This window comes from Hyphomonas sp. FCG-A18, from assembly GCF_045287255.1.
GTDB lineage: Bacteria > Pseudomonadota > Alphaproteobacteria > Caulobacterales > Hyphomonadaceae > Henriciella.
Window position 1 is genome coordinate 1,580,485 of sequence record NZ_CP137142.1, and the last position, 12,374, is coordinate 1,592,858.

General features: G+C 55.6%; 11 protein-coding genes and 1 pseudogene. 8 read left to right on the top strand and 4 right to left on the bottom strand.

The genetic code is table 11. From position 1 onward, the window contains the following. Nucleotides 1-3: 3 nt before the first annotated feature. The gene (locus tag RYZ27_RS07780; RefSeq protein ID WP_406678927.1) at nucleotides 4-849 is read left to right on the top strand and encodes a sulfurtransferase; all 846 of its coding nucleotides are present in this window, start codon (nucleotides 4-6) and stop codon (nucleotides 847-849) included. Next, nucleotides 846-2,000 carry a cystathionine beta-lyase gene (metC, locus tag RYZ27_RS07785; protein WP_406678928.1) on the top strand — a complete coding sequence of 385 codons (1,155 nt, stop codon included), beginning with the start codon at nucleotides 846-848 and terminating at the stop codon, nucleotides 1,998-2,000. The genes RYZ27_RS07780 and metC overlap by 4 nt, the downstream gene beginning before the upstream one ends. 17 nt (nucleotides 2,001-2,017) lie before the next feature. Here the strand turns inward: metC and RYZ27_RS07790 are convergent, their stop codons facing one another. The 3 genes and pseudogenes from RYZ27_RS07790 to RYZ27_RS07800 form a co-directional block, all read right to left on the bottom strand. Continuing rightward, a complete protein-coding gene (locus RYZ27_RS07790; protein WP_406678929.1) occupies nucleotides 2,018-3,064 on the bottom strand; it encodes a Glu/Leu/Phe/Val family dehydrogenase in 1,047 nt (348 codons plus the stop codon). Between the two features lie 64 nt (nucleotides 3,065-3,128). Beyond that, nucleotides 3,129-4,177: pseudogene (locus tag RYZ27_RS07795) on the bottom strand (alpha/beta fold hydrolase). Further along, nucleotides 4,102-4,626: a uracil-DNA glycosylase family protein gene (locus tag RYZ27_RS07800; protein WP_406678930.1), complete on the bottom strand. Its 525-nt coding sequence runs from the start codon at nucleotides 4,624-4,626 to the stop codon at nucleotides 4,102-4,104. The pseudogene RYZ27_RS07795 and the gene RYZ27_RS07800 overlap by 76 nt, the downstream one beginning before the upstream one ends. Nucleotides 4,627-4,736: 110 nt before the next feature. Between RYZ27_RS07800 and RYZ27_RS07805 the strand changes: the two genes are divergently transcribed. From RYZ27_RS07805 to rlmJ, 3 genes are all read left to right on the top strand, one after another. Next, nucleotides 4,737-5,642 (top strand): pirin family protein, encoded by a 906-nt coding sequence (locus tag RYZ27_RS07805; RefSeq protein WP_406678931.1) that lies wholly within the window; start codon nucleotides 4,737-4,739, stop codon nucleotides 5,640-5,642. Between the two features lie 95 nt (nucleotides 5,643-5,737). After that, nucleotides 5,738-7,507: a M28 family metallopeptidase gene (locus tag RYZ27_RS07810; protein ID WP_406678932.1), complete on the top strand. Its 1,770-nt coding sequence runs from the start codon at nucleotides 5,738-5,740 to the stop codon at nucleotides 7,505-7,507. A 3-nt stretch (nucleotides 7,508-7,510) separates the two neighbouring features. Continuing rightward, complete coding sequence (gene rlmJ, locus RYZ27_RS07815; RefSeq protein ID WP_406678933.1) at nucleotides 7,511-8,293, top strand: 23S rRNA (adenine(2030)-N(6))-methyltransferase RlmJ; 783 nt, start codon at nucleotides 7,511-7,513, stop codon at nucleotides 8,291-8,293. A 4-nt stretch (nucleotides 8,294-8,297) separates the two neighbouring features. Here the strand turns inward: rlmJ and RYZ27_RS07820 are convergent, their stop codons facing one another. Further along, entirely contained in the window at nucleotides 8,298-10,058 is a 1,761-nt protein-coding gene (locus RYZ27_RS07820) for a sensor histidine kinase (RefSeq protein WP_406678934.1), read from the bottom strand. A gap of 61 nt (nucleotides 10,059-10,119) precedes the next feature. On the opposite strand from RYZ27_RS07820, the gene RYZ27_RS07825 reads away from it, so the two are divergent. From RYZ27_RS07825 to RYZ27_RS07835, 3 genes are all read left to right on the top strand, one after another. Further along, a complete protein-coding gene (locus RYZ27_RS07825) occupies nucleotides 10,120-11,454 on the top strand; it encodes an FAD-dependent oxidoreductase (protein ID WP_406678935.1) in 1,335 nt (444 codons plus the stop codon). Nucleotides 11,455-11,466: 12 nt separating this feature from the next. Next, the gene (locus tag RYZ27_RS07830; RefSeq protein ID WP_406678936.1) at nucleotides 11,467-12,009 is read left to right on the top strand and encodes a thioesterase family protein; all 543 of its coding nucleotides are present in this window, start codon (nucleotides 11,467-11,469) and stop codon (nucleotides 12,007-12,009) included. A 65-nt stretch (nucleotides 12,010-12,074) separates the two neighbouring features. Further along, entirely contained in the window at nucleotides 12,075-12,320 is a 246-nt protein-coding gene (locus tag RYZ27_RS07835; protein ID WP_406678937.1) for a hypothetical protein, read from the top strand. Nucleotides 12,321-12,374: the final 54 nt, after the last annotated feature.

Sequence of the window (12,374 nt, forward strand, 5' to 3'; positions counted from 1 at the left end):
CCCTTGTCAAATAATGACCCCCTCGTCAGTGCCGTTTGGCTGAAAGACAATATCGGCGCGCCGGACATTCGCGTCGTGGATGCGACATGGGTTCCACCCTTTCTGGTCGGGCGCACACCGGGCTCAGAGCTGTATAAACAGGGCCACATTCCCGGTGCTGTCTATTTCGACATTGATGAGATTGCTGATCAGGATAGCGACCTGCCGCATATGCTCCCCTCGCCGATCCTGTTCTCCTCGCGCGCACGCAAACTCGGACTGGGCGATGGCAACCGGATCATCGTCTACGACCAAAACGGCTTCTTCGCCTCCGCCCGAGTCTGGTGGATGCTGCGCGTGATGGGGCATCAGGATGTGCATGTCCTCAATGGCGGTTTCTCAGCCTGGCAGGCCGTTGGCGGTGAAACCGAAGATCTGCCTCCGATGCCTGTTGAGCGTCATTTCACGGCACGTGTTCGCGCCGATCTGGTGCGTGACCGGGCGCAGGTTGCGAGTGCTGTCGAAGATGGTTCTGCCCGCATTCTCGACGCCCGTGCTGAAGGCCGCTTCAAGGGCACGGCCCCTGAACCCCGCGCTGACCTGCAATCCGGGCATATGCCCGGCGCGGCGAACATCCCGGCCTCCGACTTGCTAACGCCAGCGGGAATGCTGAAAGAGGCTGAGGACCTACGTCCCTTGCTGCAGGACTATGTTGACGCAACCGTAATCACTTCTTGCGGCTCTGGCGTAAGTGCGGCCTTGATCAATCTCGCCCTGGCACGCCTCGGACATTGGGACACAGCCCTCTATGATGGCTCATGGAGTGAATGGGCGGCCCATGCTGACAGTCCGATTGCGACTGCGCCATGAAAGACGAAACCCGCCTCATCCACACCCGGAAGGATCGCCTCTCACGCAAGATCGTGAACCCGCCGATTGAACGCGCGTCTACGGTTTTGCTGCCGACACGCGATGCGCTTTACGGCGAGCTGCCAACCTATGGGCGGATGGGGCTGACCGTCCACCGCGAACTGGAAGCGGCCCTGCGTACATTAGAGAATGCTGCCCATTGCCGTCTGACGACCAATGGCCTGCAAGCCTGCGCCCTAGCCATCGCTAGCCTTGTTGAAAGCGGCGATCATGTCCTGATCTCGGATAGCCTTTACGGCCCAACCAGCCGTTTCTGCACACGCCGCCTGAAGGCCATGGGCGTGAACGTTACTCGTTTCGACCCAACCGTGGGCGCTGGTATTGCTGACCTGGTTCAGGACAATACCAAAGCCATTTATCTGGAATCGCCCGGCTCTCTGACCTTCGACATCATGGACACGCCCGCCATTGTCCGCGTTGCGAAGAACCGAGGCCTGCTGACCGTGTTCGACAATACGTGGGGCGTTGGCCTGCTGCATCGCCCGCTCGACCTTGGTGTGGATGTCGTCTTGCAGGCGCTCACCAAATACCCGGTTGGCCATGCCGATGCGCTTGGCGGGGCTGTGCTCACAAACTCGGACCGCCTCGCCAACAAGATCAATATGTGCGCCGAGGATTGGGGGATCAGTCTTTCCCCGGATGATGCCTATACCGCCCTGCGCGGCTTGCGCACCTTGCCCGCGCGCCTGAAACAGCATGAAGAAAGCGCCTACACCGTTGCACGCTGGTTGGCCGACCGCCCCGAAGTCGCAACCATCCTGCATCCAGGCCTTGAGAGCCATCCGGAGCATGATCTCTGGAAACGCGACTTTAAAGGTGCAAATGGCTTGTTCGGGATCATCCTGAATGAGACGACAATCGAACACCTCGACGCTTTCCTCGAAGCCCTCAAACTGTTCGGCATGGGCTTTTCATGGGGCGGCTATGAAAGCCTGCTCATCCCATGCTGTGATCAGCTTGATCGCCTCGAAACCGATCGCATTCACAACCGGCCCGGCCCGCTCTTGCGGCTACATATCGGGCTTGAGAATGTTGATGACCTGATCAGTGACCTTGCAGGTGCCTTTGAGGTGCTCTCCAGCCACCCTTGAGGTACCCTAAAGTCTCCTTATGTCGCTGGCCCGGCAGCAATTCTGGCGCGGGCAATCTCATCAGCGACGTAGTTGGTTGGCGTGTCAGTGCTCAGGGCCTGATCCAACACTTCCCCCAATGTATCCATCAACGTATCCAGCTTCTGATCGACCCATGGGCGTGAATAGGTGCCGGAAATCTCAGCCGCGACATTGATGATCCCGCCACCATTGATGACGTAATCAGGGGCATACAGAATACCCGCCCGGCGCACGAACTCACCCATGGCTGGCACGACCAGTTGATTGTTCGCCCCGCCCGCAATCACTTTGACTTTAAGGCGTTTCAGCGTGTCCTCATTGATGATCGCGCCCAGAGCATTGGGCGAGAAAATATCAGCCTCAGCATCATAAATCTCATCCGGTGCAACAACTTTTGCGCCTGTCTTGGCCTTGATGTCGGCCAGTGCATCCTGATCGATGTCGGTGATGATCAGGTTGGCTCCGGCTTCGGCCAGATGCAGCGCAGTATAGCCACCAACGGAGCCAACACCCTGAACTGCAACAGTTTTTCCGTTCAAATCATCACTGCCAAAGGCGCGGATGGCGCATTGTTTGATGCCGCGAAACACACCCAGCGCCGTCACCGGGGATGGATCCCCGCTCGCGGCTTCACTCGTCGTCAGGCCCGCTGCATAGCGGGTTTCCTGCGCTGCAATCTCAATATCGGCGGTGTCGATGCCAACATCTTCAGCCGTCCAGTAACGGCCTTGCAGGCTGTCGACAGCACGACCAAAGGCACGGAACAAAGCCTCTGACTTATCGGTACGGGAGTTACCCCAGATCACGGCTTTACCACCGCCATGAGGAATAGAAGCCATCGCATTCTTATAGCTCATCCCCTGGCTAAGGCGCAGAACGTCTGTCAGCATCGCGTCGCTGTCGGGATAGTCCCACATCCGCGTACCACCTGCGGACGGACCAAGTGCAGTCGAATGGACGGCAATCACTGCACGCAAGCCGCTCTCAGCATCATGGAAGAAGTGAACACCTTCGTGATTGTCGAACGAGGAATTATCGAACATCAGGCCCGCCTAAATTCATTGCAAATGAAACAAGCTGCGGGGTGTAGCGCATGATCCCGCTACGTCAATTGCGCCCCGGTACTTCTCCAACACCACTGGGCAGTGGCGCATCCGGATTCTTCAGGAATGACAGCACATCTTCAAAGACCAACTCGGCCTGTAAGTCCCGCAACAGCATATGATACCCGTCCGGATAATAGGCTGTTTGCACATGTGGCGGCAGGATGCGCGCGGTTCGCTTCACACCGCTCTTTGGGATGACAATGTCCCGCGCGCCATATGTCAGTAACATCGGCGTTTCACTCGACAGGTAAGGTGCTGCGCGATGGGCAGACTCCATAACGGAAACGACGCCATGAACCTGTTCAATCTTGTTGACGCGAATGCCCAGCGGATCCGTCCAGAGGCGATGCAGCATCTCAATATTATCACTCGGTTCAATCTTCACAAAGCGCGGGGGCCGTACGACCCAACCGGGCCGAACCCGCGGTCCAGCCCACAGGCCAATCCGCTGAATAACTGGCAGGCTTCCCCACCCCCGCAGCCCCGGCCCACTAAACACAACCCGGTCCACCCTTCCGGTGGGCGCTCAGATCCAAACGCACTCATCGTCACCGCGCCGCCCATGGAGATGCCGACAACCGCGAGGGTGGCTCCCGGGTACTCGGCACGTGCAATCCTCACGGCTGTCCGCAAGTCTTCGCGCATCAGCTCTTCATCCGGCCAGTCGCCACGACCGGGAGAGCGGCCAAAGCCGCGTTGGTCATAAGCATATGTTTTCACGCCTCTTTCTGCCCAATAGGGCGCGGCCATATGGAAAGCATGGGCGTAGTCATTCATGCCGTGCAGACCGACAATGACGATCTCTGGCTCCACATCAGGTTCCCAAACGGTCAGACCAAGTTCAGCCCCATCAAACGAGATAAAACGATCATTCTCAGGCTCAAAACGGGGCATAGGTGGAACCTCCGGAGTATACGCAGAGAAGGTGTAAGGGGTCTGGCAGGAGACAAAAAGGAGACAGGCGACGACAATGGCTAGAGCAAAGCCTGCACCTTTTTGCGTAGCACAGGTAAGGCATCTTCCTCGAACCATGGATTGCGTTTTAGCCATCCGGTATTTCTCCAGCTTGGATGCGGCGTTGTGAACAAGCCCTCACTAACATATTCTCGCCACTTGGCAACCGTCGCAGTCAAAGTCTTCTCTACACGCGAGCCAAGATGCCATTTTTGTGCATAGCCCCCGACCAGAATGATCAGCTCAACTTGCGACAGCGCTTCCATCAATTGTGGTCGCCAGGTTGGTGCGCAGCGTTTCATGGGCGGAATATCACTGCCATTCTTGTCATAGCCGGGGAAACAAAACCCCATTGGGACAATCGCAACTTTCGAAGCATCATAGAATGTCTCTTCATCCATCCCGAGCCAGTCTCGCAAGCGAACGCCAGATGGGTCGGTAAAGGGGCGACCAGACAAATCGGCCAGGTTGCCCGGGGCCTGCCCCGCTATAAGTATCCTGGCTGTGGAGGAAACTTGCAGGATTGGATTTGGCGCCCGTTCCATGTCGTTTCGGCATAATTGACATGCCCGGATTTCACTTTCGAGCGCGTGAAGATCATGTTCCATAGCTCAATACCTGCAACAGACTTCAAAACTTGCCAAGGAACGACATTGTGACTGCTTTTATCGACAAGATTATCAAGCCCCGGGAGAAGGACCTTGGCGACGGCTTTGTGGTCAGACGGATACTGCCCTTTCACGCCCAGAAAATGGTCGGCCCCTTCATTTTCTTCGACCATTTTGGCCCTGTAAATTACGCGCCCGGTAAGGGCTTCGATGTTCGCCCGCATCCTCATATCGGCCTTGCGACGGTGACTTTTCTGTATGAAGGGGCCATCCGCCATAAGGACATGCTGGGCAATGATCTGGTTATCCGTCCCGGCGCGGTAAACTGGATGACCGCCGGGCGCGGGATTAGTCACTCGGAACGCACGCCGGATGAAGAACGCGCAAGCGGACAGTCCATGCATGGCATTCAAACCTGGGTCGCTTTGCCCGAAGACTTGCAGGAAATTGAGCCGGACTTCGTTCACCACCCGGCAGAAACCCTGCCCGAGTTTGACCTCGGCGGCGCCAAAGCACGGGTCTTGGCGGGCAAGGCGTTTGGCCATGAAAGCCCGGTCGAGTACCCACACCCGATCTGGTATGTCGGCGCGGATGCCCTGAATGGCGCTGAGTTCGTGATCAGTAAGGATGAGTGCGAGGAACGCGCGCTCTATGTCGCTGATGGGAAAGCATTGATCGATGGGACAGAGGTTGAAGCCGGACAAATGGCAATTCTAACCCCCGGGACAGATGTTCCTGTATCAGTTGCTCCAGACACGCGCTTCATGCTGGCGGGCGGTGCGCCAATGGATGGGCCACGAAAGATCGATTGGAACTTTGTCTCCACAGACACAGCGCGCATTGAGCAGGCAAAAGCAGACTGGCGCGCCTCTATTGCGGGGAACTGGAAAGGTACACCGTTTGGTATGCCACCGGGTGAAAGTGACTATATCCCCCTGCCCGGTGAGGATTGAGCTTAGCGAGACCCCAGCACACCCGAATTCTTGTCGCTCTGTCATGACTGTGCCAAACAGCTTGCAATATGACAGTTCCGACAGGAGTCGCTTCAATGCTTCGTACAACCCTTGCCGTATCGGCTATCGCCCTTCTCACTGCCTGTTCCGGTGAGACCCCACCCGTCGAAACAGAGGCAGATACCCCTCCTGTTGTCCTGGAGACCACAGAAGCCCCTGAAGCCGTTAGCCTACCGCTCCCGCTGCCAACAAATACCACAGCCGCAATCACAGCCGAAGATATGGCCGTGCGAATCAAAACGCTGGCGGATGATGCATTTGAGGGGCGCGGCCCCGGCTCCGAAGTCGGCGAGAAGGCCGCTGACTGGATTGCTCAGGAAATGGCCCGTATCGGCGTTCAGCCAGGCGGCGACAATGGCAGCTACTTTCAGGACGTTGGTATGGTTGAGCAGACCATTGACGAAGCCAAGTCCAGCTTAACCTTCGCTGGCGGCGCTTCCGGCGAGACCTTCCCAATGACCCTGAAAGAGGATGCCGTCCTGTGGACCAAGCGTCAGTCCGTCAATGAGCTTGACTGGACTGACAGTGAACTGGTCTTTGTCGGCTATGGCGTTGTTGCGCCGGAATATGGCTGGAATGATTATGCAGGCCTTGATGTCGAAGGCAAAACCGTCGTCATGCTGGTCAACGATCCGGGCTATGCGCTGGAAGGTGAGCTCTTCAAAGGCAAGGCGATGACCTATTATGGCCGCTGGACCTACAAATTCGAGGAAGCTGCCCGTCAGGGTGCCACCGGAGCGATTGTCATTCATGAAACGGCCCCGGCCTCTTATGGCTGGGATGTGGTGGCCAATTCCTGGTCCGGTGCGCAGGCTGATCTGGTTCGCGGTGATGGTGGCGACAGCCGCACCGTCTTTGAAAGCTGGATCACCGAAGAAACCGCGCGCGCCCTATTTGCCGAAGCGGGTCTCGATTTCAATGAGATGAAAGTGGCCGCAAAAACCCAGGGCTTTACGCCTGTCGATATGGGTGAGCTGACAGCAAGCGGCAGCCTCACACAGACTGTGACCACAACGACCTCTCGCAATGTCGTTGGCATCCTGCCGGGCAAGACAGCCCCTGATGAGCATGTCCTGTTCACGGCGCACTGGGACCACCTCGGCAAGAAGTCTGAAGAAAGATCAGGTGAACCAACGCAGGACTTCTACCGCGATGATATTTTCAATGGCGCGGTCGATAATGCTACAGGGACATCAGCTCTCTTGGAAATGGCCGAAGCCATGGCGGCGCAAGACCTAGATCGCTCTGCACTCTTCCTCGCTGTAACACTGGAAGAAAGCGGCCTGCTTGGCTCAGCCTATTATGCCGAGAACCCAACCGTTCCGATGAACCAGATTGTGGCTGGCCTGAACATGGATGGCATGCTGCCAGTTGGCCGGACCAAGGATATGGTTGTTGTCGGCTATGGTGCGTCAGAGCTTGAGGATCGCCTGAAAGCGATTCTGGATGAAGCTGACCGGGTGATTGTCCCTGATCCAAATCCGCAAGCGGGTTATTTCTATCGCTCGGACCACGTCTCCTTCGCGAAAAAAGGCGTACCAATGCTGTATGCCGATGGCGGCTTCGACAAGCTTGATGGCGGGGTTGCGGCAGGGCGTGCGTTTGGCGATACCTATACCGCCCAGCGTTATCACAAGCCTATGGACGAGTATGCCGAGAGCTGGGACCTGACGGGCTTTGAGGAAGACGTTACCGTTCTCTATGAACTCGGCCTGGGTATTGCAAACTCAACGGACTGGCCGACCTGGTATCCGGGCAATGAGTTCGAAGCGATCCGTAAGACCTCTCTGGCTGAGAAAGAGTAGACCTTGCTTTCTTACCAGCACGGCTATCACGCGGGGAACCGCGCCGATGTGCTCAAGCACGCCGTGCTGCATGCTGTGCTGGAAGAAGAAGCCAAAGCCGGAAAGCCTCTGCTCTATGTGGAAACCCATTCTGCGCGGGGCTTTTACGACCTGACTGGGGATAAAGCCCGCAAGACCGGCGAGGCTGATCTTGGCGTGCTAGCTATGCCCAAGGCCGATAAAGCCGCACGGGCGCTACAACCCTGGCTGCGCCATGTTCAAGGTAAGGGCCCAAAGTCCTATCCCGGATCACCGGCATTGGCTGTGCAGCTGCTTGGCCCATCTGCGCGGATTGCCTTGTTTGAAAAGCATCCAGCTGAACATGCCGCGCTTGCCAAAGCCCTCGCCAAGGAACCCCGCGCGCTCATCCGTAAGGAAGACGGCTATCGTGGTGCGTTGCGTCTGCAGCCGCGGCGCGGCGAAGAGATGCTGGTTATGCTCGACCCCAGCTATGAAACCGAGGCCGATATGGATGCCCTCGCCAATTGGGTGCCACGGGCGATGATGAAATGGCCCAAGGCGCGCTTCCTGATCTGGCTACCTCTGTTCGCCGATGGCCGCGAGGAAGAGTTTGGCGCCTTCTTGTCAGAGCTGGATGAAGGGTTTGTTGCCGGGTCCCGCTGGGCCAGACGCTCGCAAGACCCATCCGCGCTTGAGGGCTCAGCGATGATCGGGTTGCGGATTAGCGGCCCGGCGGCGAAACGCGCTTTCGCAATCGCTGCGGAGCTGGACAAGCTATGGGCCTAACCCTTTAAGCCGTCTCGCGATTCTTCACGTCAGTCTGTTGGTCAATTTCCCGTGGAACATAGCTGGAGGCTGGCAACACAAGGGTCGCCGTTGTACCAACACCAACACGGCTCTTCAGGATGACATCACCGTCATGCAGACGGGCCAAGTGACGACACAGCGTCAGGCCAAGGCCTGCGCCATTCGTATCGCGCGCAAGTCCACCATCGGTCTGATAGAAGGCTTCGAACACATGATCGAGTTCATCCTGAGGGATACCGGGGCCAAAGTCACGAATGGAAATGAACGGACGACCCGCTTCATCCAGACGCGCACGAATGACCAGCCGCGGATCCGTTTCACGGAACCGGAAGGCATTTGACAGCAGGCTGATCAGGATACGCTGACAAACGAACTCATCAACCAGCAGATATTGCAGCTTCGGACTGACAGAAACATCAAGGATGGATAGATCCTTGATGCCTTCAAAGCTCGCCGCCAGAGAGATGGATTTGGCCAAGACCGATCGCAAATCAACGCGGTGCGGTTCAACCAGGAATCTCCCTAAACCGACTTTCGAATAGTCGATAATGTCATCGACCAGCCGCAACAGGTGATCCCCACTCTGCTGAATGCCGTCGGCATAGTCGGTGATTTCCTTGCGACTGAGCTCAACCTTTGAGCTGGTCGACATCAAGGTCGAGTAACCGATAATGACGTTGAGGGGTGTACGTAATTCATGGCTCATGGTCGACAGGAAGCGGCTCTTGGCCTCATCGGCTTCCTCAGCCTCGCGGCGCGCATCAACCAGTTCGCGCTCACGCGCCTTCATCGCCGTGACATCGGTGTGGACAACGACACTACCGCCCGATTCCACTTCGTGGACAGAGCGCAAGAGCCAATGGCTACCTTGGCGAATGGTCCGCACGCCTTGCTCGCTATTTCCAAACGTATCGCGCGTCAGCTGGCTCTCGAACAAAGCTCGGTGACGATCATTCGCCAGAACCAGTGAACCATCGGTTCCAAAGAAAGCAAAAGCGTCATGTGACGCATTAATCGCATTCGATAGCGTGTTCTTGGCCATCAGCGTTTCGTGCGTTCGATTGATGTTGGCTTTCAACTGATTGTAACTCATCAAGCTGCTATTGGCCAAAGCCATGAGAAACAGACCGCCCATAACCGACAAAGCCAGTGCGAAGTCTCCATCGTACACGAAGACTGCCATGATTGACGGCAGCAAGCATGGAAAAACAAACCGGACCGTGTGACGCGGGAGTGGCGTGATCAAGCTGACTACACCGGCCGCCATGCCCGCATGCATGACAAACAGGAAGAGCATCAAGGTCGTGTCACCTGATGCAAATCCAAACAGGAAGCCGGTTCCACCCCACAATATGCCCGCAATCAGAGAGGCATATTCTCCTTTGCGCAGATACGAGCCGCTGACCGATTTTGGCTCAGGCAGCTTACGCATGCGCCAGGAAGTGTACATCTGAAACAGGCCAATAGCGACGACAACCCCCGTCCAGCTCAGGACGATCCATGGCTTGCTCGATCCCCAAACCGTAAAGCCAATAAGGATCGCTGCCAGACTGTTGATGAATCCCATTGGCAATTGCTGTTTGGTCAGCAAAAGCTGTTGGGCAAGATAAACGTCCGCTTGTGCCCCATCAGCAGGTTTGCCAAAGGGGCCAAACAAGGCCATGAATGTTGCCGAGGGATCACGCGCGATTTTCATTACGGCCACTGATGGCATATCCGACTTAACATGACGCAAAGCTGGCATTTGAATTGCGTAATCTGCAGTAACTTTTACAGAACACTTAGTAGAGTGGAATTTGATGAATATGGCTCAAAGTTCAACTTCCAATCCTCCGCATGGCGAACGCACTGATCATATCGGAAAGGCTTTTGGCCTGGATAGCCGCATGGCGATTATCGGCGGGGGTCCAGCAGGATTAAGTCTGGCTCGCCTTCTGAAAGAACAGGGCTTCACAAATATCGAGGTGCTGGAGGCACTCCCCCAGGTCGGCGGGAAATCCTTTACCGTGTATCATGGCAAGACCGTGGTTGAGATGGGAACCTGCTATGCGACCTTCTCGCATAAGGTGACCAATCGCTGGATGCGTGAAATGGGCATCAAGATGTCTGGTCTTAAGAAGCAGACTTTCGAAGGCGACCGATTTACCCGCTACGTTCGCAAAGGTCCGGGCCCAAACCTCTTCCTGCAACTGTATCGCTACTGGACAGACAAGGCAAAGCTGCAAAAGGCTCTTGCTCTGGAGACACCGCCAGAATGGGCACTGGAACAGGCGGCGATGCCGATCCAGGATTGGTTGGCAGAACGTAACCTGGGCAAGATCGAACGCTTCATGCACCGATCCACGACGAACATCGCCTATGGTTTTGTTGATGAAATTCCGACCGTGCAGGCTTTGAACTGGAATGACATGGCCCTGCTCTGGACTGGCATCCTTAAACAATTGAAAATGCCCGATATTGGCTGGGCCAGATTCTGGAGCAGAATTGCTGATGATCTGAATGTGCGGGTTAATGCCCGCGTCACCTTGATCGACCGGACCGGACCTGAAATCACCGTCACAACAGAGGATGGGGAAACAAAGGCCTATGATCAGCTTGTGTGCGCCATTCCAGTGGATGACTTTATGAAGCTGACGGCGCCCACCGAAGACGAATCCTATGTCGCGAACTCTGTGTTCTGGAATGGCTACACGACCACCCTGTTTGCGGCAGAGAACTGGTTCACCGATACAGATGTGGAGAGCTATCTCGCCTCTGTTATCCCAGGCGCAGAGCGGGGGCAGCTCCTGTCCGCCCGCCTCGACGGGTATGAAGCCGATCTTGGGGGCCACCTTTATCTGTCCGGTCAGCTCTCTGGCGATTACGACTCTGACGAATTGAAAGAGATCCTGCGTAAGGATATCAGCGACAAAGGTGGCAACGTCACCAACATCATTTTGCAAAAAATGTGGAAGTATCATGCGCTGTATCAGTCGGATGCCATACGTGAGGGGCTTTTGACCCGACTAAAGACAATGCAAGGCGGCGATTCACGCACTTGGTATACAGGCGCAACATTCTCGTATGAGGCCGTCTCCCATATCGTCAATTTTAACGTTCAACTGGCGCAGGATATGCACCAGTCAGCACTCGCCTCATAAGGGAGTGTCAAAGTGAACCTGTTTTTCCGCCTTGTCCGTATTTTTCTCGCCGCACTCTTTTCAAAAAAGGATGGCGGCATCACCGATCTCTATAAGCTGAAGTTTAGCGTCTGGCTGACCGATCAGGACATGTTCGCGCATATGACGAACAGTCGGTATTTTTCATTCTCTGATCTTGGCACCATTAACTTTATCATTCGCTCAAACTGCTGGGGCACCATGCGCAAGCGTGGCTGGATCCCAGTCATTCTGTCTGAAAAAGTCATTGTCGGGAAAATGCTGAAATTCCCACAAGCGTTTGAGCTTGAAACCCAGATCACATGCTGGGACGACACCTATGTCGCTATCCAGCATAAGTTTGTCCGCAAAGGTCGAACCCATGCCACCGTCGAGCTGGTCGCCAAGTTTGCTGCAACGGACAGATCATTCGTGAACCCAGAGATGGTGCTGAAAGCCGTCGGCCATGACGTGACCTCACCGCCCCTGACCAAGACGTTCATAGAACTCAGAGACGATATTATTGCCGCGCGGCAAAAGAATAAAAATTCTACTTAATGTTGATTAAATCCAATTTTCCCCTAATATTGTAATTGTAACATGACTGGGGACACACGAGAGTTATGCCACAATGGCGGTTTGAACATGAAGTGCTCAAGCGATCGCTTGCAACACTCTCCACCTATGACACAGCCACATGGCGGCAGACGCCTGAGAGTTTTGAAGCGATTGAATTCAACTTGCTGATTGAAGACATGACCGAAGCATTGGAGCACCTTTACCGGACATGCGAAAAACTGGAGCATCATGCGGCAAAACATGTTCTGCAGGCCCCTGCTCTGGCACCGCTTAAACGATCCGGGACTTAACCCTCCCTTACCCATATAAAAACTAAACAGTAGACTAGGCTGCAATCTACACGG